Consider the following 24,831-nt stretch of genomic DNA (forward strand, 5'->3'; position numbering starts at 1 on the left):
TCCGCTAGCCGATGGCCGTCGTGGTTGTCACGGACTCGTCGGCCAGCCTGCCCGCGGACCTCGCCGCCGACCTGGGCGTGCTCACGGTTCCGTTGCACGTGCTGGTCGACGATCGCGAGATCCGGGAGGGCGTGGACGATTGCGAGATCGACTACAGCTCCTCCGCAGTGACCACCTCCGGCGCCTCGCCGGGTGATCTGCGCGCGGCGTACGAGCGCGCGCTGGACATGAGCGACGGTGACGGCGTTGTCGCCGTGCACATTTCGCGGCAGCTCTCGGGCACCTGGGAAGCCGGGCGCACGGCCGTGCGGGATATGGACGCCGCCGACCGGGTGCGGCTGGTGGATTCGCTCAGTGCCGGGCTTGGGACCGGATTGCCGGTGCTGGCGGCCGCGCGCCGGGCGCGAACCGGGTCGCCGCTGGACGTGGTGTACGACTCGGCGGTGTCCGCGGCCAGCCGCGGGCGCACGTTCATCGTGGTGAACCGGACCGAGCAGCTGCGCCGGGGCGGGCGGTTGAGCAGTGCCGCGGCGTTCTTCGGCACCGAGCTGGTGACCAAGCCGATTCTGCAGATCGTGGACGGGCGCATCGAACTGCGTGAGAAGGCGCGGACGCGGTCCAAGGCGTTCGCGAAACTGGTCGCGGCGGCGGTGGACGCGGCGGGTGAGGACGGCGCCGCGGTGGCGGTGCAGCACCTCGGGGCGGAAGAGGCGGCGAACACCATCGCGGGGCAGCTGCGGGACCTGGTTCCGGGGATTCGGGAACTGATCGTGAACGAATTCGGGCCGACGCTGGGAGTACATCTCGGTATGGGTGCGGTGGGCGCGCTCGTCGTGCCCGGCGGATGCGGCTGATCGGCGTAGTCGCTGATCAGAGCGCTGTGTTCGTGCTCGGGTCGCGGTAAAATCCGGCTTTCCACAACGGAATTCGTTATCCACAGGCCCGCGGAAATGCCAGGTCACGGCACATGTCGGCCTCCGCTCGCGCCCTACCGTCGCCTGCATGCCACGCATCGACGAACACACTCCCGCGACCCGCAGGCTCGGCGCACTGACCGGCTCCGAGCCCACCCCACCTGATCCCGGGCCGCGCGGCGGATCTCGCTGGGACGAGAATTCGGTCGATCCACCCGCGCGCGAGTTCCGAGATTGCGGGGCGGACGGATTCGCTCCCGGGCGGGCGGACGGCCGGCGTGGTTCGCGACCGCCGGGTGGGGCGTACGAGACGTCGGACGAGCGCGAGAACTCCGGGCACACGGCGCGGCTCGATCACGAGGCGGCGCGGAGCAGCGGGGAGCGGGAGGCGCGCGAGCCCGGCGGATTATGTGCTCCCGCTTGGTATTCCGGGGGCGGCGGGGGTGCGGTGCCCTGGTACGAGCGGGTGGTGCCCGAGCGGTTCCGGGGCACGCGGTGGGATCCCGGGCCGCGCGGGGTGGTCGTGCTGGCGGTGGTGGCGGTGCTCGCCGTGGTGCTGGCGGGGATGGTCGCGCTGCGGGAGGAACCCGAGGTGTACGCGGTGCCGCCCATCGGACCGCTGACGAGTGCCGGACCGGTATCCGGTGCGGCGCCGGATGGTTCGGGCGGTGCGGGTGGCGTCGGCGCGAAAGCCGAGAACGGTCCCGGTGGTTCCGGTCCCGGCCCGCAGGGTCAGCCGGGCGCGGACGAGCCGGCCTCCTCCCGCTATCCCGCCGCGCCCGGCCCGTCCGAGGTGAACGGACACCCGGCGTCCACCGGCGAGCTGGTCGTGAGCGTGATCGGCTTCGTCGAGTACGGCGGTCTCCGCCGCCTGCCCGCCGGCTCCCGGGTGGCCGACGCCCTGAAGTCCGCGTCCCCTCGCCCCGACGCCGATCTCTCCGCCCTGAACCTGGCCCAGCCCCTCACCGACGGCGACCAGATAGTGGTGGGCAAACCCGCTCCCCGCCCCCAGCAGATAGCCACCACCATCCTCAATTCCGCCAAACCCCCGTCCACCGCGACCGCTCCCACATCCACCCGCCCCGCGACCCCCGCCGCCAAGATCAACCTGAACACCGCCACCGAGGCCGAACTCGACGCCCTTCCCGGCGTAGGCCCCATCACCGCCAAGTCGATAGTCACCTGGCGAACCACCCACGGCCGCTTCACCTCGATCGACCAACTCGCCGACATAGACGGCATAGGCCCCGCCCGCCTGGCCCGCCTCCGCGCCTCGGTGACGATATGAACCCGCCGTGCGGTACGCACCCGACGATTCGCTTCGACACGAAAAGCGCTGTGGCACCCCGCTACCGGCGCCACGAGGAGAACACGACACCACCTCCTGGCCGACGCATGATCCACACCTTCGATAGCCGCGATGATCTTCGCGTGCGCTCGGCCGCGTCGGCTTCGTTCCGTCCGGGCCCTACCGGCCCCGGGAATGAAGCGCCCGATGGATCGTATCGGGCAGGTGACCCATGCCTTTCCAAGTTGGGACCGACCCTATGCCGCGACCGGGAGTGCGGCGATGGCCCATGTGAAATGTGCTGCCTCCACGCGGAAGGCGGCGTCGGATCGGGTGGTGATGCCCTTTGTTGCCGGCCGTCGCCGGTGATGCCGGAGGTTCGAGCGGACTCACCCGGTGAGGCCGATGTTCGGCCCACACGATGGGGAGCCCGGAAGCGGATCAGAGGATGTGACGGGGTGGGTTCGACCGGGGAGGTGGATACGGTAACTGTTCGTCCTGCGGTCCTCGGCCCACAGGAGTCGTCCGTGCCTGCGCGGGCTTGTCCGGTACGTCACCGCGTGTGCGTGGCGGAGAGTTCGTCGCCGGCCGAAACGTCTGGGCCGCTGTGCCATCGGGGCGCGGACTGCCCGCGGACCGGCGTCGGTTCCACGGCGGAATGGGGGTCGAATCCGCCGGCTGGGGTGGGACCCTACGGCTCCGGTCGCTGTCAACCGACGGTCTTGCCGTGACGGGCGGGAGGAGTGGGCACGGAGCGGCGGGGGAGACGGGGGAACCGGAGGCTCCGCAGGTTCTGGACGCGCGGTTGGTGCCTGCGGCGGGGTGTGCGTGGGGGGCGATGATCGTGGCGCTGGTTGGGGGATGGCGGGCCGCGCTCGGGCTGGCCGGGGTGTGTGGAATCGCGGCGATCTGTTTGTGCTGCTGGGTTATCGGGCGTTCGAGGGCGGGTGGCGTGAGGCGGCTGGGGGCGGGGGATGGTGATTCGGAACGGGGGGACTTCGGCCGCGGGACTCGTGCGGGGTGGGGTTCGGGGTGGTGGGCCGGCGGGTATGTGTGGGTTGTGTTGGCGGGGTTGGTGGTTGGGGTGGGGTACGGGGTGGCGGGGGGATGGGTGGCCTACCGGGTCGAGGGGCATCCGATGGGGGCGCTGGTGGACGGGGAACGGGTTCGGGTCACGGCCGTGGTGGCCGAGGACCCGAAGAAGTTGAGTGGGGCGGGGTTTCGGGGGCGGGACTGGATCGTGCGGCTCGAGCTCGTGGAATTTCGGCGGGGTGATGTCGGCGGGGGAGAGCGGGCGGGTGAACGCGGGGCGAGTGGTGCGGAAGTCGTTCGGGGCGGGGGTGAGGTGATCGCCTTCGTCCGGGAGGCGGGGTGGGCCGGGTTGTTGCCGGGGCAGCGGGTCGTTTTCCGGGGGGAGGTGGACGTGGGGTGGGGGCGGGGCGTGACCGTGGGAGTCGTTCGGGCGGAGGGGGTTCCGGTGCGGGTGGGGGACGCGCCGTGGTGGCAGCGGGTGGCCGGTGGGGTGCGGGCGGAATTCGCGGGGGTGGCGGAGCGGAGTCTGGGGGAGGAGGCGGCGGGGCTGCTGCCGGGGCTGGTCATCGGGGACGTTTCGCGAGTGTCGGAGAAGGTCCGGGAGGACTTCCGGGAGACGCATCTGTCGCATCTGACCGCCGTGTCGGGGGCCAACGTCACCATCCTGCTGGGGGCGGTGCTGCTGGCGATGCGGGCGCTCACCGTGGATCCGCGGGTGGGGGTGGTGGTCGCGGGGGCGGCGCTGGTGATGTTCGTGGTGCTGGCCCGGCCCTCGCCGAGTGTGCTGCGCGCCGCCGTGATGGGGGCGGTGGCGCTGCTGGCGATGGTGGGCGGACGGCGCAAGCAGGCCGTTCCGGCGTTGTGCGCGGCGGTGATCGGGCTGGTGGGGTGGTCGCCGGGACTGGCGGTGGACTGGGGATTCGCACTGTCGGTGGTGGCGACCGCGGGGCTCGTGGTGTTCGCCCCGGGCTGGTCGGAGTGGCTGCGGGACCGGGGCTGGTGGCGAGCGCCCGCCGACGCGGTGGCGGTCTCGGCGGCCGCGTTCGTGGTGACCACGCCGATCGTCATCGCGATGACCGGCCACGTGAGTCTGATCGCGATCGCGGTGAATGTGCTGGTGGAACCGGTGATCGCGCCGATCACCGTGCTGGGGGCGCTCGGGGCCGTGCTCTCCTGCCTCTGGTCGCCGGCGGCGGAAGTCGTCGTGCGGTGTACCGGGCCGCCGCTGTGGTGGCTGCTCACCGTGGCCGATCGGGCGGCGGCGCTGCACGCCTCGGTGCGGCTGCCCAGCGGGGTGCGGTCGGGGGTGATCGCCGCGGTGCTCTGTGCGATCGTGCTCGGCGCGCTGCGCCCGCGTCGGGGCGGTGTCGGGCGTGACTCGTAGGATCGGGGACGTGAGCCAACGACCCGCGTCCCTGCATCTCGTGCTCGGTGATGAAGAACTGCTGGTGGAGCGGGCGGTGGCGGCGATAACCGCCCAGGCGCGCGCCGCCAGCCCGGACGCCGCCGCCATGCCGGTGGACAGGCTGCGGGCGGGCGACGCCAGCACCGCGGAATTGGCCGAGCTGCTGAGCCCCTCGCTGTTCGCCGAGGACAGGGTCATCGTGCTCGAGGCCGCCGCCGAAGCGGGCAAGGACGCCGTCGCGGTGGTGCAGGACGCGGCCACCGACCCGCCGGAAGGCGTCGTGCTGGTGATCCTGCACTCCGGCGGCGGCCGCGCCAAGGCGCTCGCCCCGGCCCTGCAGAAGATGGGCGCGGTGGTACACCCGGCCACCAAGGTCACCAAGGCCGGTGAGCGAATCGAATTCGTGCGCAACGAGTTCCGTAACGCCGGCGTGCGGGCCTCGGGCGACGTGGTGCAGGCGATCATCGAGTCCGTCGGCTCGGAACTGCGCGAATTGGCCGCAGCCACTTCACAGTTGATCGCCGACACCGGCGGCAAGGTCGACGTGGCCGCGGTACACCGCTACTACTCCGGCCGGGCCGAGGTCACCGGCTTCGACGTGGCCGACCTGGCCGTGTCCGGCGATCGCCCGGCCGCCATGGAAGCGCTGCGCTGGGCCACCGACCGCGGTGTCCCGGCCGTCCTGCTGGCCGATGCCCTCGCCGATTCGGTACACACCATCGCCCGCGTCGGCTCCGCCGGTCGCGGCGACCCGTTCAAGCTCGCCGGCGATCTCGGCATGCCGCCCTGGAAGGTCAAGAAAGCTCAGGGCCAGGCCCGCGGCTGGACCGGAGCCACCATCGGCGCGGCCCTGCAGGTCGTGGCCACTCTCAACGCCGACGTCAAAGGCGGCGCGGCCGACACCAACTACGCCCTCGAACACGCCCTCGCGCGCATCCTCGACCTGCGCGAATCCGCCTGAGCCGCAACGAGCGAACCCGCCCGTGCCACGCGGGCGCCGAGCGGGTTCGAGGGCCGAGCCGGATCAGGGCTCCCAGGTGAGCTTGCCGCCCTGGAAGTCCTGGGCCTTGCCGCCCTCGTAGTCGTATTCGTCACTGGTCGGGAAGCCGTAGCGCCCGTTCTCCGCGCCGTTGCGCACCCACTCGTCGCGAATCGCGCCCCAGATGGTGTGGGTGCCGGTCTTCTGGGTGGAGTAGATGGCGCCGCCCTCGAACAGGGTGTACTTGCCGTTCTCCTTGCTGGCCTTGCCCTCATCGGTGATGGGGAAGCCCAGCGGGCTGTTCTCCCAGCCGGCTTTGCCGTACTTGTCGAGGATCACACCGGTGAGCACGTGCGCCGCGGTGCCGACCGACCAGTAGATCGACCCGTTCTGGAAGTGCTGGAAACGCCCCGGCTTGGCCGTCGCGCCCTCGTTGACCACGGGGTACTTCAGTGCCCCGCCCTCCGCGCCCTGCTGCCACCACTTGTCCCGGATCGCGCCGCCGATGGCGCGCGCGTCGGTCGCGGGGGTCCAGTAGATGGACACGTTGCGAGCGAAATCCTGCTTGCGACCGCCGGCCGCCGCGTCCACCTCGGGCCCGACCGGGTCACCGAAGGCGTCGAAGCCGCCCGCCCGGTCGTATTCGACCTCGATCGCCCCGCCCACCTCGAACGGGCCGATCGGCCGGGCGGCGGCGGTGCCGACACCGGTCGTGAGCGCGACCGCGACGATACCGGCGGCCGCGGCACCGCGGGTCCAGGACGGGCGAGTACGGCGAAGCGGTGTCAAGGGTGCTCCCAACGAGGGTGGTCGATCCAATAGCCTGGCGGTCGCAGCCATCCTGCAGGGAACCGTCGGCCTCGGCAAGTTCTCGGCAGCGAGGATACGACAAAAGCCGCCGTGGTCGTCGTGGCCACGGCGGCTGTTCGAAGCATGCTTACCGGAATGGAATACCGGCGGAAATCAGCCGAGCTTGTTGAAAGCCAGCGACAGCGCCGACTTCTTGTTCGCGGCCTGGTTGATGTGGATGACGCCCTTCGAGGCGGCCTTGTCCAGGCTCTTGCTGGCGGACTGCAGCAGGGTGAGGGCCTTGTCCTTCTCACCGGCGGCGGCGGCCTCGCGGAACTTGCGGATCGAGGTGCGCAGCGAGGACTTCACCGACTGGTTGCGCTGGCGCGCAAGCTCGTTGGTACGGATCCGCTTCATCTGGGACTTGATGTTGGCCACGCCTGTTTCCTCGTGTTCCTTCGTGTGGTGTGTATGAGGTAAGTACTGAAAGTCTTCGGGCGCACACTCACGTATCCGTAGCGCAGCACCGACGGTCGAGATTACCAGGCAACACACCGGTGTATGAAATCGGCCCTCTTCGCTACATGGACGATACGAGAAATTTATCCCCGTCCAACTGCGTGTTGCCCCTGCGTGATGGACTATTTTTGCATGACCCCCGTAGCCGGCGCACGATCGGCCGCGGCCGCTCCATCATCGAACGGCCGTGCCGAGATCCACACTGCGGCGGACGGGGTCTTCGCGGGCTACCGGACCGGCCGCTATGCCGACGCCTATGACGAGATGTTCGATCCCGCAGGCCACCCGCGCGCCCCCTACCGGGGCATCTTCGCGGCGCTGGCCACCGCCGACGCGGCCGACCTGGAAGCCCGGGCCGAGGCGCTGGCCCGCGCGTTCGTCGATCAGGGCATCACCTTCTCGCTGTCCGGCCAGGAACGACCCTTTCCGCTGGACCTGGTGCCCCGGGTGATCGCCGCCGCGGAATGGACCAAACTCGAGCGCGGCATCAAACAGCGCGTGCGCGCGCTCGAGGCGTTCCTCGCCGACGTCTACGGCGAACAGACGATCCTGCGCGACGAGGTGATCCCGCGCCGGCTCGTCACCTCGTGCGCGCACTTCCACCGCGAGGCCGCCGGGCTGGTGCCGCCCAACGGTGTTCGCATCCACGTCGCGGGCATCGACCTGATCCGCGACGAGCACGGCGACTTCCGGGTGCTCGAGGACAATCTGCGCTCACCCTCGGGCGTCTCCTACGTGATGGAGAACCGCCGCACCATGGCCCGGGTGTTCCCGGACCTGTTCGCCTCGCACCGGGTGCACGCGGTGGGCGACTACCCCAGCCATCTGCTGCGCGCGCTGTGCGCGGCCGCCGCGCCCAACGAGGCCGATCCGACCGTGGTGGTGCTCACCCCCGGGGTCTACAACTCCGCCTACTTCGAGCATTCGCTGCTGGCCCGGCAGATGGGCGTGGAACTGGTCGAGGGCCGGGACCTGTTCTGCCGCGACAGCGTCGTCTACATGCGCACCACCGCGGGCGAGCGTCAGGTCGACGTCATCTACCGCCGCATCGACGACACCTTCCTCGACCCGATGCAGTTCCGGCCCGACTCCATGCTGGGCGTCGCCGGGGTGCTCAACGCCGCCCGCGCGGGTTCGGTGGTGCTGGCCAACGCGGTCGGCAACGGCGTCGGCGACGACAAACTCGTGTACACCTACGTGCCCGCCTTCATCGAGTACTACCTGGGCGAGAAGCCGATCCTGCCCAACGTGGACTCCTACCGCTGCTGGGAACCCGACGAGCGCGACGAGGTGCTCGACCGGGTGGCCGAACTGGTGGTGAAACCGGTGGAGGGCTCGGGCGGATACGGCATCGTCATCGGGCCCGACGCCGGGCAGAAGGAACTCGACGCCGTCCGCCGCAAGGTGCGGGCCGATCCGCGCGGCTGGATCGCGCAGCCCGTCGTCCAATTGTCCACGGTGCCCAGCAAGATCGGCGGCGGACTGCAGCCCCGGCACGTGGATCTGCGGCCCTTCGCGGTGAACGACGGCGACGACATCTGGGTGCTGCCCGGCGGTTTGACGCGGGTGGCGCTGCCGGAGGACTCCCTGGTCGTCAATTCCAGCCAGGGCGGCGGCAGTAAGGACACCTGGGTACTGGCCCCCAGAACCTCTGTGGCACAGCGGGAATTGGCCGGCACGCAATTGGTCGGCGAACAGCATATTCCGCAGGACCGGGACCAATCCCGCGAACCCACCCCGCACCGGGCCGGTCAGCAACAACAATCGCAGTAGGCAAAAGAACCGCAGCGTGGCGGAGGTAGCAGTAGGACCCGTAAGGCGGTAAATATGTTGGCGCGCAATGCCGAATCCCTATTCTGGATCGGCCGATACGTAGAACGCGCCGAGTACACGGCACGCATTCTGGACGTCGCGGTGCATCAATTGCTCGAGGACGCCACCGTGGACCCGGATCGAACCTCCCGGGTGCTGTTGCGGGTACTCGGCATAGAACCGCCCGAAACCGAACTCGACGTGTGGTCGGTGACCGAACTGGTCGCCTTCGGCCGTGAACACGGCGGCTCGATCGTCGATTCCGTGCACCGGGCCCGGGAAAATGCCCGGGGCGCAAGGGAAGTCGCTTCCACCGAAATGTGGGAGTGTCTCAACGCCACCTATAACGGACTGGCCGCGGCCGAACGCGCCGCCCGCGCGCTCGGCCCGCACGAGTTCTGTCACTACATCACCGACCGCGCCGCGATGTTCGCCGGACTCTCGGACTCCACCCTCAGCCGCGACGACGGCTACCGGTTCCTGCTGCTCGGCCGTTCCATCGAACGCGTCGACATGACGGTGCGCCTGCTGCTCTCGCGGGCCGGCGATCGGACCTCCTCGCCCGCGTGGGTGACGGTCCTGCGCTCGGCCGGTGCGCACGATCCCTACCTGCGCACGCACCGCGGGGTGCTGGACGCCAATCAGATCGCCGAATTCATCCTGCTGGACCGGCTCTTCCCGCGGTCGGTGTTCCATTCGCTGCACATGGCCGAGAGTTGCCTGCAGGAATTGGATCAGCGCCCCAACAGCCGGTTCGCCGCCCGCCAGGAAGCGCACCGGCTGCTCGGGCGCGCCCGCAGCGAGCTGGAGTTCCTGCCTTCGGCCGAACTGCTCGAGGACCTGCCGAGCCGGCTGCTGTGGCTGCAGGCGACCTGTCACGAGATCGGCGAGGCGGTCGCGCTGCAGTACTTCCACGCCGAATCCTGGGTGGCCTGGACCGGGCTGCACGGACTCAACGGCTTCCGGGTCGGGGAATCGGTATGAGCTGGCGCATGCGGGTGGTGCACACCACCGGGTACGTGTACGACGGGCCGGTCACGCGGTCGTTCAACGAGGCGCGGCTGAGCCCGCGCGCGGACAGCCGCCAGAACGTCATCCTCAATCGGGTCGACACCGTGCCCTCGACCAGGTCCTACCGCTACACCGACTACTGGGGCACCACCGTCACCGCCTTCGATCTGCACGCCCCGCACACCGAACTGGAGGTCACCAGCGCCTCGGTGGTGGAGACCGAGCCGTTCGCCGGGCCCGCGGAGGAACTGTCCTGGGAGGAACTGCGCGCCGACCCGATCGCGGATCGGTTCGACGAACTGCTCACCCCCACCGACTACGTCCCCCGCGAACGCCGCCTGGCCCCGGTGGCCCGCCAGCTCGCCCGCGGCGTGCCGCCCGCCAAAGCCGTTGTGCGCGGCGCGGAATGGGTGCACCGGGAAATGACCTATCTCGCGGGAAAGACCTCGGTGCACACCTCCGCGGTGCAGGCGTTCGCCGAAAGGCAGGGAGTTTGCCAGGATTACGCGCATCTGACGCTACTGCTGTTGCGCAGCATGGGAATTCCCAGCCGCTATGTCTCGGGATATCTGCACCCGGATCCGGGCGGGGAAGTGGGACACACGGTCGCCGGTCAGATGCACGCCTGGGTGGAGGCCTGGACCGGGCAGTGGTGGGGTTACGACCCGACCAACAACATCCCGGTCACGGAGCAACACGTTTCAGTTGGCGTCGGTCGTGATTACGCCGATGTGCCCCCTTTGAAAGGTATCTTCAGCGGCAGCGGCTCGACCGATCTCGACGTGGTTGTGGAGATCACTCGGCTCGCGTGATGCGCGATACGGCAGACCTGAAGATGCTCTCCGCACAGGGCGGGACGATCCGGGAAGGTGGCTCATGTCCCCTACAGCGCAGGAATTCGCCGAAGAACTATCGGATCTGCGGCCGATCCCACTGGGCCGGAAGCTGTTCGCCGAGGGGCTGGGCACCTTCGTACTGGTGCTCGGCGGTGTCGGCACCGCCGTGCTGGCCGGTGACCGGGTCGGTCCGCTCGGCATCGCACTGGCCTTCGGATTCACACTGTTGTTCCTGGTGTACGCGATCGGGCCGATCTCCGGCTGCCATGTGAATCCGGCGGTCACCGTCGGCCAGTTCCTGTTGGGCCGCATCAGCGTCGCCACGCTGGGCGGGTACTGGGTGGCGCAGCTCCTCGGCGGTCTGGCCGGTGGCACCGTCATCTACGCCATCGCCAAGAACCTGCCCTCGTACGACCGGGCGCAGGACGGGCTCGCCGCCAACGGCTGGGGCGCGCACTCGCCGTCCGCGGTCGAGCTGGGCGGGGTGACCACCAACGGCTACGGGCTGGCCGCGGCCATCACGGTCGAGGTCGTACTGACCGCGCTGCTGGTGTTCGTGGTGCTGGCCTCCACCGATCAGTTGTCGGATGTGCCGCTGGCGGGGCTGTGCATCGGCCTCACCCTGGCCGTCATCCACCTGGTCTCGATTCCGGTGGACTACACCTCGGTGAACCCCGCCCGCAGCCTGGCGGTTGCCTTCTATCAGGACGGCGCGGCCGGGCAGCTGTGGGTGTTCCTGGTGTTCCCGCTGATCGGCGGCGTGCTCGGCTCGCTGGTGTACAGCGCGCTCTTCGGACGCTCGCGCAATCCCCTGAGCTGAGCTGGGCTGGGCCGCCTCCCCGGGAACTCAGCGCCCGGCAGAGAGCCGTCGACCGCAGGCAACGCGTGCCTGCGGTCGTGCGCGCAACCGGTGCCGGGCGTACCCGGGGAGTTACCCCGAACCATACGAAATCAGTTGTCCCGTTCCGCAGTTCGATGGTTCGGTTCAGTGCCAGTGGTATTCGGCGCAGAGCCGGTGCGCGACCCGGTCGAAGGTCTTGCGCGGCACGATCGCGCCCTCGCGGCGAATGCCCGCCTCGGGCACGTCGAGCACCCGATCCAGGCGCACCCAGCTGTCACGGCCCTGGTTGTCCCACGGGCCCGACCCGATGCCCACCCAGTTCGAGTGGTGTTCGTGGTCCTCGTTCGAGGACAGCATCAGCCCGAGCAGCTGATCGCGCTCGCGGCCGACCACCAGCACCGGGCGGTCCTTGCCGTTGCTCGGGTCCTCCTCGTACGGCACCCAGGTCCAGACGATCTCACCGGGATCCGCGCGCCCGTCCAGCTGCGGGCTGTAGACGATGAGCCGCGCGCGCTCCGCGGACGGCACACCCGCTGAGGCCCGCGGCCGCACCCGCGGCGGCGCCGGTTTGGGCGCGACCGCCCGCATCGCCTTGTCCCACACCGATGACTTCTGTACCCGCCCGATCAACTTGGGCGCCTGCTGCCTGACGAGCTGGGAACCCTGCTCCTTGGCTACGATCCCCAACTGCTTCCCCAGAGCGTTCCACCTGCCGGCCATGTCGGGCAGCCTAGCGGCGACGAGCCAGGTTCTCATCTGCTCCCTTCTCATCGGGCCCGGATGGCGCGGCCACGCCCGGGCTGCCGCCGTCCGCGCCGGAGTGAGGCGGTGCGCAGTGGCGTACGCGACACTCGCCGGGGGCGTCGGGCGGTTGTCGGGCAAGTGAGAATACTCTACTCTCCAAAGAGAATTCGGTTCTCTTCCATGCCGCAACGCTGCGTGAGCATCCCTCGACTCCAGTCGAACTCGTTGGCGGCCATGATGATTCGTAGCGCGTCGGCGTATTCGCGGCTCGGTGGCTGTTCGGCGGTTGGCGCGGTGTGCGCGGATCCGGGTTCGTTCATGAATCACGTTGTTGCACAACGTAGTTCAACACTGATGGGTGGATTCAGTGACGACAGGGGATGTAATGACCGACACCGGCAAGGGGCTCGCATGGTCGCTCAGCGACGGGGCTCCGACCTCCATACCGATCGGCCCGGCGGGGTTGGGGCCGATCAATCTGTTCGCCACACCGATGCGAGCCTGGGTCAGCCCACGGTTCCACGGCCTGGAGAACATTCCGGCGACGGGGCCGGCGCTGCTGGTCGCGAACCACTCGCTGGTGGCGCTGGACTGCGGGCTGCTGATCCAGGAGATCGTCCGCCTGCACGGTCGCGTCATTCGCGGTCTCGGCGATCACGGACTGATGGAGTCGGCACGGCTGCGAGGTCTCGCGCAGCGGGTCGGGTCCGTGCGCGGCAGCCGCGAAAACCTCAGGGCGCTACTCGAACTCGGCGAACTCGTCCTCGTGCTTCCGGGCGGATCACGCGAGGCGTTTCGGCGCAAACATGAGCGGTACACCCTGAAATGGGAGGGCCGCAACGGCTTCGCTCGCGCGGCCATCGAGGCCGGCGTGCCGATCATTCCGGTGGCGATGGTCGGCGCCAACGATGCCTACGACGTCGTGATCGACGGCGAGCACCCGATCATGGCGCCGATGCGCTGGATCGCCAGAAGAAGGCAACGGCCGACGCTCATGCCACCGGTGTTCCGGGGTCTGGGGCCGACGTTGTTGCCCAAACCGCAGCGCTTCTACTTCTCGGTCGGCACCCCGATCGACGCCTCGGCGTGGCGAGCCGAGGACCTGGACCGCGCCGAGGAATTGCGGCAGGTCGTGCAGGTGGCATTGGAGAAGGAGTTGAATTACCTGTTCGCGGTGCGGGACCGGGATCGCGGCCGTACGCTCCGGGGTCGTCTGCGCGAGGCGATCGCCCGGTAGTCAACGGCGCTCGGGCAGCGGATGCGCATCGAAGAAATCCCACATGATTCGTGTCGCGCTGATCGAGTTCGTGGTGGGACCGACCAGAGCCGACGGGTAGAGCGATGTGCGCGAACCCGGCCAGGTATGGCCACCGCCGACCACCGTGTACAGGGCGACATCGGCGTCGCCCGCGCACGGGAATCGGCGCGCGACGATATCGCTCGGTATCCGCTCGTCGATCGGTTCGGTCCCACAGCCGTTGGCGCCGGCCCAGGCGGCCGCTATCGAGGGAATGCTCGGAAGCTCCTGGGTGAGCTCGATGCCGCGGTTCTGGATCAGGGAGCCCAGGCCGCCCTCGTAGGCGACCAGCGGATCCGCCGTGCCGTGGAACGCGAGCAGCGGCACGGGCCGGCTCGGATCACACCACGGAAACCGGCTCATTCCGGCCACGGCCGCGACGGCGGCGATGCGGTCCGAGAGCCGGCAGGCCAGCGCCGTTGCCGCGAATCCGCCCATCGACAAGCCTGTGGCATACACGCGGCGTTCGTCGATGCACACCGTCGCGCCGATATGCGTGATGAGTTCGCCCATGTAGTCGAAGAAGGTGCTCCCCTCGGCCAGATCCCAGCTCGGAAACAAGGATTCGCCGATCTGCGGAGTGACGGTGACGAATCCCCGGGTGTCACCGAGTTCCGCGAGACCGGTGGTCAGCCGCTCCAGGGCCGGCGACTCCGAGTTCCCGTGCAGATCGAGAACCAGCGGCATCGGCCGCGTGTTCGCCGCGGCGGGTATGTCCCGGATGTAGCCGCCGGTCGTGTCTTCGGCCGAGAAGCGCGCAAGTGAGGGCCCGGCGGCCGGCCGTGGCAGGGCGCAACCCGGCGATGCCACCGGGCTGTCCGCGTGTGCGCTGTCGGTACCCACTATGAGGCTGGTCACCACCGCGGCGATCACGACCAGCATCCGCGATGCCCGAAGCGCTGTTCGTGCCGAGCGCTTGCCGTTCGTGCCGCGCGAATGCCGGGTGTCCGCCGGCCGGGAATCGTCTGTGCCGATCATTGAAAAATGGTTGCACCGGCCCACTTCGCGAGTGGTCGAACAATCGCTCCGTAACCGAATGCTTTTGCAAATAAACCATATTCGTGATGGGGGCTTTCAGGGCGAGGTTCGCGCGGACCCGGAGCCGTGCCGGTATGCGCAGACCGTGGCCGGCGCGCGCCGACACGCTCCGCGGACCGGGCCCCGCGGCGCCGGCGGCGAATCGGGAGGGGATCCGACCTGGGAGCGGAGGCCGTGCGGTCGCGTGGGAATATGGAGGCCGCCGAATCCCCTTTGCGACCAGGAGCCCCGTGCCCAGCTTTGCCGACACGACGTTCACCGATCCGTCGCGGATCCGGAACTTCTGCATCATCGCCCACATCGACCACGGGAAGTCGACGCTGGCCGATCGCATGCTGCAACTCACCGGTGTGGTCGAGGAGCGGGCCATGCGCGCGCAGTACCTGGACCGCATGGATATCGAGCGCGAGCGCGGTATCACCATCAAGGCACAGAACGTGCGCCTGCCGTGGCAGGTCGACGGTGAGGACTTCGTCCTGCACATGATCGACACCCCCGGGCACGTCGACTTCACCTACGAGGTCTCGCGCGCGCTCGAAGCCTGTGAGGGCGCGATCCTGCTGGTCGACGCCGCGCAGGGCATCGAGGCGCAGACCCTGGCGAACCTGTACCTGGCCCTGGACAAGGACCTGCACATCATCCCGGTCCTGAACAAGATCGACCTCCCGGCCGCGGACCCGGATCGCTACGCCTCCGAGATCGCCCACATCATCGGCTGCGAGCCCGACGACGTGCTGCGCGTGTCGGGCAAGACCGGCGTCGGCGTGGCCGAACTGCTGAACAAGGTCGTCGCCGAGGTGCCCGCGCCGGTCGGCGAGTCGGACGCCCCGCCCCGCGCCATGATCTTCGACTCGGTGTACGACACCTACCGCGGCGTCGTCACCTACGTGCGTGTGGTCGACGGCAAGCTGACCCCGCGCACCAAGATCAAGATGATGTCCACCGGCGCGCAGCACGAACTGCTGGAGATCGGCATCGTCTCGCCCGAGCCCAAGCCCACCCGGGGTCTCGGCGTCGGCGAGGTCGGCTACCTCATCACCGGCGTGAAGGACGTGCGCCAGTCCAAGGTCGGCGACACCGTCACCATCGCGCGCGACGGCGCGACCGAAGCGCTTGCGGGATACCAGGATCCGCGGCCGATGGTCTACTCCGGCCTGTACCCGGTCGACGGCTCGGACTACCCGGACCTGCGCGACGCCCTGGACAAGCTCCAGCTCAACGACGCCGCGCTGACCTACGTCCCGGAAACCTCGGTGGCCCTGGGCTTCGGCTTCCGCTGCGGCTTCCTCGGCCTGCTGCACATGGAGATCACCCGCGAGCGCCTGCAGCGCGAGTTCGACCTGGATCTCATCTCGACCGCACCCAACGTGGTGTACCGGGTGATCCAGGAGGACAACAGCGAGAAGATCGTCACCAACCCCTCGGACTGGCCGCCGGGCAAGCTGAAGCAGATCTTCGAGCCGATCACCAAGTGCACCATCATCGCGCCCAGCGAATTCATCGGCACGATCATGGAGCTGTGCCAGGCCAAGCGTGGCGAGCTGCTCGGCATGGACTACCTGTCCGAGACCCGCGTCGAGATGCGCTACACCCTGCCCATGGCGGAGATCATCTTCGACTTCTTCGACTCGCTGAAGTCGCGCACCCGCGGCTACGCCTCACTCGATTACGAGGAGGCGGGCGAGCAGGAAGCCCAGCTGGTGAAGGTGGACATCCTGCTGCAGGGCGAGGCCGTCGACGCGTTCTCGGCGATCGTGCACAAGGACGCCGCGCAGGCGTACGGGCACAAGATGACCACCAAGCTGCGCGAGCTCATCCCGCGTCAGCAGTTCGAGGTGCCGATCCAGGCGGCCATCGGCTCGAAGGTGATCGCGCGCGAGAACATTCGCGCGATTCGCAAGGACGTGCTCGCCAAGTGCTACGGCGGTGACATCAGCCGTAAGCGCAAGCTGCTCGAGAAGCAGAAGGAGGGCAAGAAGCGCATGAAGACCATCGGCCGGGTCGAGGTGCCGCAGGAAGCCTTCGTGGCGGCGCTGTCCACCGATTCGGAGAAGCCCAAGAAGTAGGGGTGCTCGCATCCCCCGCGTGCCCCGCCGTCTCCGGATGGCGGGGCACGTTGCGTATCCAGGGCCGATGCGCACCTTTGGGGCGCGGGGGTAGTCGGATCGATAGGAAAAAGTTAGAAAACAAGCCGATTGGTACGGGAGTGAGCTGAGCAGCTGGACAGGGAAGCGGCCGGTTCGCTAGTCAGGGGAAATCAGGGGCTTCCGTCCTGATATGCAGGATGACAAGCTATGTCTCGCACCACTGGGCACTACGTCTCCTACCAGGAGGATGTGACAGACCGGTTATCCGGAAATAGGGTGTGAAACGAGTTTGAGGACGGCGGCCCGCCGCGGTGGGCCGCCGGATCATCGAGAGCGGAGCCTGTATGACGCGTGAGCTGCCCTTCGACGACGAAACCGGGGCCGGCGACGAGTACTCGGGCGACACCGCGTACCGCATTGCCACCGGTGTCGCGCGCGTGACGAGGGCAGGCGCGTATGTCACCGGTGGTGCGCTCGTGGCCGCGGCGGGCAGCCGCGGCGAACAGCCCCCGATCAACCACGACAGCCGCAACGTCGGCTGGTCGCAGGTGAACGACCCGCAACCCGACGTACCCAGCCCGACCCTCACGTTCCCCGACCTCACCCCCTCGGACATGCCGCAGGCCGACTACGGCGCCGTCTCGCCGGTGGCGCTGCCCGGCTACAAGGGCACCGACGCCGGGCTCTTCCCGCAGTCCATGGGCGAGTCCTCGGCGAGCAGCGCGGGCATGGCCGGTTTCGGCGGACTCGGCCTACCCGATTCCGACGCGGGCTTCACCCTGCCGGTCTCGAACACGAACCCGAACGCCGGCTTCACCCTGCCCGGCGTGGATTCCGACGCCGAGATGGCCCTGCCCGGCGCGGGCGCCGGGGACACCGAACTCTCGCTGCCGGGCGGCGGTCACGGCTTCACCCTGCCCGGCATGGAACCGGGCGCGGGCTTCTCGCTGCCCGGACTGAACCTGCCCGGACCCGACGGCGGCGTGCACATGCCGGGCCTCGGCAGCGGCTACCGGCCGCCGGAGCTGGGCGGCGACTTCGGCAACCCCTCACTCCCCGAGGGACTCGACCTCGATCAGCTCGGGCTCTACATCCGCACCGACTGGAGCGTTGACGCGCACGTCGGACTCGACGGGATCCGATTCCAGTCGGATCTGAAGGTCGACATCGGCTTCGGCAACGTCGGCGATCAGCTCGATCAGTTCGGACAGGAACTCGGACAGGGGATTTCGCACATCCCCGGCGGCGCCCCCGCCCCCGGTCTCGAGCAGTCCGGGCAGCCCCTGGCCTCGGGTGCGCGCGCGGCGGACGCGCCCGCGGCCGTCGGTCAGCACGCTGCGGACGGCGCGATGGGCGCCGGCGCCGCCCCGGGTGCGCAGGCCGGTGCGCCGGGTTCGGCTCCCGGCGGAGTCTCGCCCGGCGCCGCGGGCGGTGCCGCGCCCGCCCCGGGCGCCGCGCCCGCCGGTGGTTTCGGCCTGCCCGGCGCCGCGGCTCCGGCGCCCGCGCTCGCGCCCGCTCCGGTCGCACCCGTCGCTCCGGCTCCGGTCGCGCCCGCCGCGCAGATCGCGCCCGTCGCTCCCGTGGTGCCCGCCGTGGTCGCTCCGGCGGCGGTCGCCCCGGTCGCCGTGGCGCAGCCGGTGGTCACCACCCCGCTGCAGACCACCATCCAGCCCGACGCCGCCACCCAGCCGATCGCGAATCTGCTGACCATGCCGGCCCAGTCGCCGCTGACCGCGCCCGCCGCGATCGCGCCGACCCTGTTCGAGCAGAGCCGGCCTCCGGTGACCACGACCGGGCCCGGGTCGCACGACGACGCGGGCACCGTGGTCGCGAAACCGTTGCCGGTCACCGACATTCCCGGTTCCACCGTGCCCTCGATCAGCGTGCCGACCAAGGACCCGGTGCTCACCACCGCGCCGTCGGTGCCCACGATCACCAAGCCGCCGGTGGTCAGCGATCCGTCCACCACCAAGCTGCCCGGTGTCACGCTGGTCCCGCCGACCACCGCGCCGGAGGTGACCACCAAGCCCGATCTGTCCGAGGACGACGGCGTCACCACCCGCCCGAGCGTGCCGAGCCAGGACGACACCACCCCGCCGACCACCCGTCCGCACGACGTGGACACCGGGCCGTCGCAGCAGCCCTCGGTCAGCAATCCGACCAAGCCGCCGGTGGTGACCGACCCGGACGTGACGGTGCCGACCGTCGCGCCCACCGTGGACGCGCCGACCCATCAGCCGAGCGTCTCGCTGGATCAGCCCGCGCCGACGGTGCCGACGGTGAACCCCATGACCACCCAGCCCAAGCCGGTGCCGGACGTGCCCAAGCCGGTCAAACCGGTTGCCGAGGTACAGGATTCGGGTCACGGGCTGGTGCCCGTCGCGGCCGACACCGCACCGCTGTCCACCTACCTGCTGCACGATGGCGGGTTGTCGACCCACCTCATGCCCGAAACCTTCGCCGAATCGCACTACGAGGTACACGGCGCATACGACCACGCGCTGCTGTGAGCGACGCCGAACATCGAATCGCCGTGAAGAACCCCGATGCGATGGGTCCGCTGCTGGGCCTGCTCGACGAACTGCTCGAGCCGGTGCACAGCGCGGGCCGGGCCGATCTGGCCGGACGGCTCGGCGTCGCCCGGGCCAGGCTGGCCGATCCGCGCGTGCGCCTGGTCGTGGTCGGTGAGTCCAAGAGCGGGATGAGCACGCTGGTCAACAGCCTGGTCGGGACCGCCGTCAGCGCCACCGAAGGCCAGCTCAGCGTGCCCGTGGTCGCCGAATACGGTGAACAGGCCACCGCGACGCTGGTGCGGGTCGCGGCGGGCGGACGCGCCGAACGACAGGTCGTCGACGCCGAGTACGCGCTGAACGCGCTGTCCGAGGGCGTGATCCGGGCCGAGTACACCGCGCCGAGCCCGCTGCTGGCCGAGGGCTTCGTGGTGCTGGACGCGCCGGGTTCGCCCGCGGAGACCCCGGCCACCTGGTCGCTGCTCGCGGTCGCCGACGCCGTGCTCTACGTCGCCGACGCGGTGAAACCCTTCACCGCGGATCAGATCAACCAGCTCAAGCGCATTCAGCAGGTGTGCCCGACGGTGATCTGCGTGCTCAACAAGATCGACCAGTATCCGCAGTGGCCGCAGGTGCAGCAGCACGATCGCCGCCTGCTCGACGCCGCGGAACTGGCCTTCGCGGTGGCGCCGGCCTCGGCGCGCCTGCACCAGCAGGCCGTGGCCACCGGCGACCAGCAGCTGGATCTGGAATCCGGTGTGCCGCAACTGCTCGACCATCTGCGCGACTACGTGCTCGGGCGCGCCGACGTGGTGGCCGCGGAAGCCGCCGTCCGCGACATCGGGCTCATCACCGATCATCTGGCGCTCTCGCTGCGCACCGAGGCCGAGACGCTGCGCGACCCGCGCCGGTACAGCGTCATCACCGAACAGCTGCGCCGCACCCGCGAGGAGGCCGAGCAGCTGCGCCAGCGGTCGGCCAACTGGCAGGTCACCCTGGCCGATGGCGCGGGTGAGCTGATGGCGGACACCGAACACGATCTGCGCCATCGCCTGCGCAGTCTCATTCGCGACGCCGAGGCCGACATCATGCAGCGCGATCCGGCGCGGCGCTGGCCCGAGTTCGGGGCCGAGCTGGACGCGAAGATCTGCGAGGCGGTGGAGGAGAACTTCGTCATCGCCCACTACCGCTCGGTCGAACTGGCCGAACAGGTGGCGGCGAAGTTCCCGGACCGGGGCATCCCGACACCCGAACTGCGCCTGGACAATCCGGGTGAGGTCGGGGCGGTGCTGGAACCGGTCGCGCCCATCGACTCCCTGGACAGCGCGAAACCCAGTGTCACGCAACAGGCTTTGAGCGCGCTGCGCGGCTCCTACGGCGGCATCCTCATGGTCGGCCTGGCCACCAGCCTGCTGGGCATGTCGCTGGTCAACTGGTACTCCGCGGGCGCGGGCGTGCTGCTGGGCGTCAACGCGCTCTGGGACGACCGCAAGGCCCGCCGCCAGCGCCGTCAGACCGAGGCGAAGGTGGCCGTGGCGCGGCTCATGGACGACGTGATCTTCCAGGTGAGCAAGGAGTCGCGGTACCGCCTGCGCGGGGTACAGCGCAGTCTCCGTGACCATTTCACCGAGATCGCCAACGAGACGCTGCGGTCGGTGGACGCGTCGCTGCGCGCCGCCGAGGAGGCCGCCGCCGTGCATTCGGGCCAGCGCCGCGAACAGCGCCTCACCGAGATCGAGTCGTCCCTGGTCCGCCTGCGCGACCTCCGGGAGCGCGCCGACGCCCAGGGCGACGCCCGCCCGTACTGATCAACGGGCTCGACGAACCACGGAACCGGCTGCGATGCGGCCGGTTCCGTCGTTTCGAGCGGATCTCACCGGCCCGGGTGGGCCGGGTTGAACTGGCCCGCGTTGTGTGACTCCTCGGCGCGGATGACGTGCATGACGGCGTTGATCTGGGCCAGGTGGGTGAAGGCCTGGGGGAAGTTGCCCAGGTGCCTGCCGGTGCGGGTGTCGATCTCCTCGGCGTACAGCTTCAGGGGGCTGGCGTAGCCGAGCAGGCGTTCGCAGAGCTGGCGGGCGCGGTCGAGCTCGCCGATCTCCACCAGGGCCGAGACGAGCCAGAACGAGCAGATCGTGAACGAGCCCTCCTCGCCGAGCAAGCCGTCGTCGGTGGTGGCGGTCCGGTAGCGCAGCACCAGGCCGTTCTCGGTGAGTTCGTCCGCGATGGCGAGCACGGTCGCGCGCACCCGGTGGTCGGTGGGCGGCAGGAAGCGCAGCAGCGGCACCAGCAGCAGCGAGGCGTCCAGGGTGTCCCCGCCGTAGGTCTGGGTGAAGACGCCGTCGGCGTTGACGCCGTGATCGAGGATGTCCTGGTGGATCTGATCCGCGATGTCGTGCCACTTCTTCGCGTAGTCGTATTCCCCGTGCCACTCGGCCAGTTTCGCGCCGCGATCGAGCGCCACCCAGCACATGACCTTCGACGAGGTGAAGTGCTGCGGTTCCCCGCGTACCTCCCAGATGCCGCGATCGGGCTTGTCCCAGTTGCTGATCGCCGCCTGCACCTGCCGTTCCAGCATGGGCCACAACGTTTCCGGGACCTGCTGGCGTGACTTCACGTGCAGGTACACCGAATCCAGCAGCGTGCCCCAGATGTCGTGCTGATCCTGGTTGTACGCGCCGTTGCCGATCCGCACCGGCTGCGCGCCGTCGTAGCCGGTCAGGTGTGGCAGTTCGACCTCGGTGAGTTCGCGCTCCCCGCCGATGCCGTAGAGCACCTGCAGCGGCAGCGGTTCGCCGTTGCCGCCGGTGGTCACATCGTGCAGGAAGGCGAAGAAGTCGTCGGCGTCGCGATCGAGCCCGAGGGTGTACAGGCCCCACAGCGCGAACGTCGAATCGCGCACCCAGGTGTAGCGGTAGTCCCAATTGCGTTCCCCGCCGGGGGTTTCCGGCAGCGACGTGGTGGCGGCGGCCAGCAGCGCGCCGGTCGGCGCGTAGGTCAGGCCCTTGAGGGTGAGTGCGCTGCGCTGCAGGTACCCGCGCCACGGATGATCCGGGAACCGGCCCAGGGTGATCCACTGCCGCCAGGATTCGATGGTCGTCCACATCTTCTGCGCGGCGTCGGCGAAGGTGCGCGGGGGCGGCAACTCGGACCAGGACAGCGCCACGAACGCCTCGTCGCCCTCCTTCATCCGCGTGCGTACCCGGGCTTCGCGGCCCTCCAGGCCCAGGCGCAGGTCGGTGGTGAGGGTCAGGGTGGCCAGGCCCTCGATGTTGCAGGTGGCCCGGGCCTGTTCGTAGACCTCGCCGCTGTACTCCCACCGGGCCGGAGCCTGGTGGTAGTCGAAGGCGGGTTCGCAGCTCACCTCGAGTTCGACGACGCCGTTCACGCATTTCACCGTGCGCAGCAGGATGTGCTCGGCGTCCCAGTCCATAGGGGTGCGGCGGTGGGTGCGGCTGCGCTGGGTGTTGTTGTGCCAGGGGCCCAGCACCAGCGCGTCGCGCACGATGAGCCAGCCGGTCTCGGTCTGCCACGTGGTCTCCACGATCAGCCCGCCGGGCAGATAGCGCCGTGCGGCGGGCACATTGCGCCCGTACGGGCCGAGCCGGAAGTGCCCGGCGCTGCGGTCGAGCACGGCCCCGAAGATGCTGGGGGAGTCCGGGCGCGGCACGCACATCCACTCGACCGAACCGTTGCGCGCGATGAGGCAGTTGGTCTCGCAATCGGACAGGAACGCGTAGTCGTCGATCGGCGGGAACGGGGATTTGTGCGAGGTCGGGCCGACGGCGGAGGGCAGGTAGTCGTCGGTGATCGGGGTGTCGGGCCGCTCCACGGCGTCCCTGGGCGGGCCGATCGTGACGGCGTCGAGGGCGGGGTTGTCCCCGCGGCGGGGCTTGTCGTCGTACTCCGGTTCGTCGAAGGACTCCATACCCCCATCTTCTGTCCGATCAGCCCGAATCGTCCACCATGAGGTCCGCGGCCTAGGCTGATGTCGTGCATCGGATCGCAGGATGGTGGGACGGCGTCGAGTTGTGGGTCGCCGGTCTGCCCTTCGTCCCCCAGTTCGCCGTGGTGCTCGTCACCGTGGTGCCGGTCTGTTTCGTCATCGCCTACGCGCTGGACCGGGTGCTGCGTTTTGCGCTGCATGTGCTGGGCCGGGATCGCGTGGCTGTTCAGGAGGCCGCGGCGCCCGCCGCCGCGCCGCGTCGTTTGAAGAAGGAAGCCGCCTGATGCCGCGTTCACGCGTCCAGCTCGCCCTGATCGCGCTGCTCGTCCTGCTCGTGGTGGCCTGGTTCTTCACGCGCTGATTTCGCCGGCTGTTCATCGGGCGAATCGGACTTCCCTCCCTGTCGGGCGAATGCTGCGCGTACGCTGCTGCACCATGTCAACCGATGAAGGCTTGGAACTCGAGACGCTGCTGTCCGAAGAGGATTTCGAGGATGAGCCGCGCCTGATCGCCACCCACCTGTGCGGCCCCGACGAGGCCCTGGAAATGGTCAAGGCGGCGCAGCTGCTGGGCCTGGGCGTCCGGCTCGGCAACCGCATCCGCCCCGACGACGACGATGCCGAGACCGCCACCGAGGAGTGGATTCTCGACATCCTGGAGACCCCGCCGGTGGTCGAGGGCGACGAATAGTCACCCTCGACGTTCCCGGTCAGCTCACCCCTGAGCGTCCCGCCATTCGCTGAACCGTTTGCCGATCTTGGTGACGGTTTCGCCGACCTCCTGACCCACCGTGCCGACCGTGGCCGCCGCGTCGCGGCCCAGGTTGCGCACGGTGCGGATCAGCGGATCCTCCGACTGATCGAAGTTCGCCCGATACGACCGCGCCGCCTCGCGCATCTGATCGCTGACCTTCGCGGTCTTGTCCTGATCACGATGCGGGTAGCGCCCGTCCAGAATCCGGTCGTAGTCCCCGCTCGTGATCCAGCGCCGCAGCTCGGCCGCGCGCAGCACCGAGAACGGGTGCGTCTGCAGTTCCAGATTCAGCAGTTTGAGCACGCCGTCGCGCAGGTCGCCCGAGCGCGCGTAGTCGTCGGCCTGGGCCAGGAACGCCGCGTGGCTCATCTCGTCCACGCGCGAGCCGCCCGCCAGCTTCATGTGCACCCGCACCGAGGCTTCCACGTCCTGCCCGACGAGCAGTCCGGCGCGATCGCCGGACAGCTCGGACTTGCGGCTCCACTCCATGAGCGCGGCCACGATGGCCCGTAATGCCCAGCCGCCCACCGGCATCCAGCCGACGTTCGAGGCCAGCCGCATGAGATGCATGAGCATGGTCCGGTACACCGCGTGCCCGGACAGCGCGTGCCCGAGTTCGTGCCCGACCACGAAGCGCAGCTCCTCCGGATCGAGCAGATCCAGCAGGCCGGTGGTCAGCACGATGAACGGCCGGTCCATGCCGATGGTGAAGGCGTTGGCGTGCGGATCCTGCAGGACGAACATCTCCGGCGTGGTCCGCGCGTCCAGGATGCGAACGGCGTCCTGGCGCAGGTGATGCACCTGTTTGAACTGGCGTTCGTCCACCCGGACCGCGGTCGCCAGGTAGAGCAGCCGGTGCTGTCGCTCGGCCAGCAGGCCGGACAGCGTGCGCAGCACCAGGTCGAAGCCCGACAGCGAGCGCAGCATCACCAGCGCTGTCCGGTCGGCCGGGTGTTCCCAAGCGCGCGTGGATATTCCGGGAAATTCCCGGCGAAGTCGTGCGGGACTGGTCATGATCTTCCCCCGTGTG

General features: G+C 69.4%; 21 protein-coding genes. 14 read left to right on the plus strand and 7 right to left on the minus strand.

Translation table 11 applies throughout. The features are described 5' to 3' along the window. The first annotated feature begins 11 nt into the window (after window positions 1-11). The 4 genes from ACWIGI_RS16590 (at window position 12) to holA (ending at window position 5,600) form a co-directional block, all read left to right on the plus strand. The gene (locus ACWIGI_RS16590; RefSeq protein WP_454203258.1) at window positions 12-854 is read left to right on the plus strand and encodes a DegV family protein; all 843 of its coding nucleotides are present in this window, start codon (window positions 12-14) and stop codon (window positions 852-854) included. Between the two features lie 508 nt (window positions 855-1,362). Further along, window positions 1,363-2,202 (plus strand): ComEA family DNA-binding protein, encoded by an 840-nt coding sequence (locus ACWIGI_RS16595; protein WP_454203259.1) that lies wholly within the window; start codon window positions 1,363-1,365, stop codon window positions 2,200-2,202. A 1,096-nt stretch (window positions 2,203-3,298) separates the two neighbouring features. Further along, the gene (locus ACWIGI_RS16600) at window positions 3,299-4,618 is read left to right on the plus strand and encodes a ComEC/Rec2 family competence protein (RefSeq protein ID WP_454203260.1); all 1,320 of its coding nucleotides are present in this window, start codon (window positions 3,299-3,301) and stop codon (window positions 4,616-4,618) included. A gap of 10 nt (window positions 4,619-4,628) precedes the next feature. Continuing rightward, window positions 4,629-5,600, plus strand: coding sequence for a DNA polymerase III subunit delta (holA, locus tag ACWIGI_RS16605; RefSeq protein WP_454203261.1), 972 nt, complete (start codon window positions 4,629-4,631; stop codon window positions 5,598-5,600). A 63-nt stretch (window positions 5,601-5,663) separates the two neighbouring features. Here the strand turns inward: holA and ACWIGI_RS16610 are convergent, their stop codons facing one another. Both ACWIGI_RS16610 and rpsT read right to left on the minus strand, forming a co-directional pair. Further along, on the minus strand, window positions 5,664-6,407 hold the full coding sequence (locus ACWIGI_RS16610) for an LGFP repeat-containing protein (RefSeq protein ID WP_454203262.1): 744 nt from the start codon (window positions 6,405-6,407) through the stop codon (window positions 5,664-5,666). Between the two features lie 174 nt (window positions 6,408-6,581). Continuing rightward, window positions 6,582-6,845, minus strand: coding sequence for a 30S ribosomal protein S20 (gene rpsT / locus ACWIGI_RS16615; RefSeq protein WP_454203263.1), 264 nt, complete (start codon window positions 6,843-6,845; stop codon window positions 6,582-6,584). A gap of 213 nt (window positions 6,846-7,058) precedes the next feature. On the opposite strand from rpsT, the gene ACWIGI_RS16620 reads away from it, so the two are divergent. The 4 genes from ACWIGI_RS16620 to ACWIGI_RS16635 all read left to right on the plus strand — a co-directional run bounded on the left by ACWIGI_RS16620 (window position 7,059) and on the right by ACWIGI_RS16635 (window position 11,405). Beyond that, window positions 7,059-8,699, plus strand: coding sequence for a circularly permuted type 2 ATP-grasp protein (locus ACWIGI_RS16620; RefSeq protein WP_454203264.1), 1,641 nt, complete (start codon window positions 7,059-7,061; stop codon window positions 8,697-8,699). A gap of 54 nt (window positions 8,700-8,753) precedes the next feature. After that, window positions 8,754-9,722 (plus strand): alpha-E domain-containing protein, encoded by a 969-nt coding sequence (locus ACWIGI_RS16625; protein ID WP_454203265.1) that lies wholly within the window; start codon window positions 8,754-8,756, stop codon window positions 9,720-9,722. Then, complete coding sequence (locus tag ACWIGI_RS16630) at window positions 9,719-10,561, plus strand: transglutaminase family protein (protein ID WP_454203266.1); 843 nt, start codon at window positions 9,719-9,721, stop codon at window positions 10,559-10,561. The genes ACWIGI_RS16625 and ACWIGI_RS16630 overlap by 4 nt, the downstream gene beginning before the upstream one ends. A gap of 64 nt (window positions 10,562-10,625) precedes the next feature. After that, on the plus strand, window positions 10,626-11,405 hold the full coding sequence (locus ACWIGI_RS16635; RefSeq protein ID WP_454203267.1) for an aquaporin: 780 nt from the start codon (window positions 10,626-10,628) through the stop codon (window positions 11,403-11,405). 165 nt (window positions 11,406-11,570) lie between these two features. Here ACWIGI_RS16635 and ACWIGI_RS16640 read toward each other — a convergent pair whose 3' ends face one another. Both ACWIGI_RS16640 and ACWIGI_RS16645 read right to left on the minus strand, forming a co-directional pair. Then, window positions 11,571-12,146, minus strand: coding sequence for a type II toxin-antitoxin system PemK/MazF family toxin (locus tag ACWIGI_RS16640; protein ID WP_454203268.1), 576 nt, complete (start codon window positions 12,144-12,146; stop codon window positions 11,571-11,573). A gap of 173 nt (window positions 12,147-12,319) precedes the next feature. Continuing rightward, window positions 12,320-12,490 carry a hypothetical protein gene (locus tag ACWIGI_RS16645; RefSeq protein ID WP_454203269.1) on the minus strand — a complete coding sequence of 57 codons (171 nt, stop codon included), beginning with the start codon at window positions 12,488-12,490 and terminating at the stop codon, window positions 12,320-12,322. Window positions 12,491-12,555: 65 nt separating this feature from the next. Here ACWIGI_RS16645 and ACWIGI_RS16650 point away from each other — a divergent pair, with 65 nt between their 5' ends. Beyond that, complete coding sequence (locus ACWIGI_RS16650) at window positions 12,556-13,407, plus strand: lysophospholipid acyltransferase family protein (RefSeq protein ID WP_454203270.1); 852 nt, start codon at window positions 12,556-12,558, stop codon at window positions 13,405-13,407. On the opposite strand, the gene ACWIGI_RS16655 is transcribed toward ACWIGI_RS16650, so the two are convergent. After that, on the minus strand, window positions 13,408-14,445 hold the full coding sequence (locus ACWIGI_RS16655; protein WP_454203271.1) for an alpha/beta hydrolase family esterase: 1,038 nt from the start codon (window positions 14,443-14,445) through the stop codon (window positions 13,408-13,410). Between the two features lie 134 nt (window positions 14,446-14,579). On the opposite strand from ACWIGI_RS16655, the gene lepA reads away from it, so the two are divergent. The 3 genes from lepA (at window position 14,580) to ACWIGI_RS16670 (ending at window position 20,910) form a co-directional block, all read left to right on the plus strand. After that, window positions 14,580-16,571, plus strand: a complete 1,992-nt coding sequence (lepA, locus tag ACWIGI_RS16660) for a translation elongation factor 4 (RefSeq protein ID WP_454203272.1) — start codon at window positions 14,580-14,582, stop codon at window positions 16,569-16,571. Between the two features lie 365 nt (window positions 16,572-16,936). Beyond that, window positions 16,937-19,102, plus strand: a complete 2,166-nt coding sequence (locus ACWIGI_RS16665; protein ID WP_454203273.1) for a hypothetical protein — start codon at window positions 16,937-16,939, stop codon at window positions 19,100-19,102. A gap of 23 nt (window positions 19,103-19,125) precedes the next feature. Then, complete coding sequence (locus ACWIGI_RS16670) at window positions 19,126-20,910, plus strand: hypothetical protein (RefSeq protein ID WP_454203274.1); 1,785 nt, start codon at window positions 19,126-19,128, stop codon at window positions 20,908-20,910. Between the two features lie 65 nt (window positions 20,911-20,975). Here the strand turns inward: ACWIGI_RS16670 and ACWIGI_RS16675 are convergent, their stop codons facing one another. After that, window positions 20,976-23,030 carry a glycoside hydrolase family 15 protein gene (locus ACWIGI_RS16675; protein ID WP_454203275.1) on the minus strand — a complete coding sequence of 685 codons (2,055 nt, stop codon included), beginning with the start codon at window positions 23,028-23,030 and terminating at the stop codon, window positions 20,976-20,978. A 65-nt stretch (window positions 23,031-23,095) separates the two neighbouring features. Between ACWIGI_RS16675 and ACWIGI_RS16680 the strand changes: the two genes are divergently transcribed. Both ACWIGI_RS16680 and ACWIGI_RS16685 read left to right on the plus strand, forming a co-directional pair. After that, window positions 23,096-23,332, plus strand: a complete 237-nt coding sequence (locus tag ACWIGI_RS16680) for a hypothetical protein (RefSeq protein WP_454203276.1) — start codon at window positions 23,096-23,098, stop codon at window positions 23,330-23,332. Between the two features lie 151 nt (window positions 23,333-23,483). Continuing rightward, window positions 23,484-23,738, plus strand: a complete 255-nt coding sequence (locus ACWIGI_RS16685) for a hypothetical protein (RefSeq protein WP_454203277.1) — start codon at window positions 23,484-23,486, stop codon at window positions 23,736-23,738. A gap of 24 nt (window positions 23,739-23,762) precedes the next feature. On the opposite strand, the gene ACWIGI_RS16690 is transcribed toward ACWIGI_RS16685, so the two are convergent. Next, window positions 23,763-24,818: a M48 family metallopeptidase gene (locus ACWIGI_RS16690; protein WP_454203408.1), complete on the minus strand. Its 1,056-nt coding sequence runs from the start codon at window positions 24,816-24,818 to the stop codon at window positions 23,763-23,765. Between the last annotated feature and the right edge of the window lie 13 nt (window positions 24,819-24,831).

Source organism: Nocardia sp. NPDC055321, from assembly GCF_053645575.1.

Coding starts and splice junctions, on each gene's coding strand:
- ACWIGI_RS16685 (WP_454203277.1), top strand. CDS start 23,484: ATGTCAACCGATGAAGGCTTGGAACTCGAGACGCTGCTGTCCGAAGAG.
- ACWIGI_RS16640 (WP_454203268.1), bottom strand. CDS start 12,146: ATGGCCGGCAGGTGGAACGCTCTGGGGAAGCAGTTGGGGATCGTAGCC.
- ACWIGI_RS16635 (WP_454203267.1), top strand. CDS start 10,626: ATGTCCCCTACAGCGCAGGAATTCGCCGAAGAACTATCGGATCTGCGG.
- ACWIGI_RS16625 (WP_454203265.1), top strand. CDS start 8,754: ATGTTGGCGCGCAATGCCGAATCCCTATTCTGGATCGGCCGATACGTA.
- ACWIGI_RS16665 (WP_454203273.1), top strand. CDS start 16,937: ATGACGCGTGAGCTGCCCTTCGACGACGAAACCGGGGCCGGCGACGAG.
- lepA (WP_454203272.1), top strand. CDS start 14,580: ATGCGCAGACCGTGGCCGGCGCGCGCCGACACGCTCCGCGGACCGGGC.
- ACWIGI_RS16675 (WP_454203275.1), bottom strand. CDS start 23,030: ATGGAGTCCTTCGACGAACCGGAGTACGACGACAAGCCCCGCCGCGGG.
- ACWIGI_RS16630 (WP_454203266.1), top strand. CDS start 9,719: ATGAGCTGGCGCATGCGGGTGGTGCACACCACCGGGTACGTGTACGAC.
- ACWIGI_RS16620 (WP_454203264.1), top strand. CDS start 7,059: ATGACCCCCGTAGCCGGCGCACGATCGGCCGCGGCCGCTCCATCATCG.
- ACWIGI_RS16655 (WP_454203271.1), bottom strand. CDS start 14,445: ATGATCGGCACAGACGATTCCCGGCCGGCGGACACCCGGCATTCGCGC.
- ACWIGI_RS16650 (WP_454203270.1), top strand. CDS start 12,556: ATGACCGACACCGGCAAGGGGCTCGCATGGTCGCTCAGCGACGGGGCT.
- ACWIGI_RS16590 (WP_454203258.1), top strand. CDS start 12: ATGGCCGTCGTGGTTGTCACGGACTCGTCGGCCAGCCTGCCCGCGGAC.
- ACWIGI_RS16645 (WP_454203269.1), bottom strand. CDS start 12,490: ATGAACGAACCCGGATCCGCGCACACCGCGCCAACCGCCGAACAGCCA.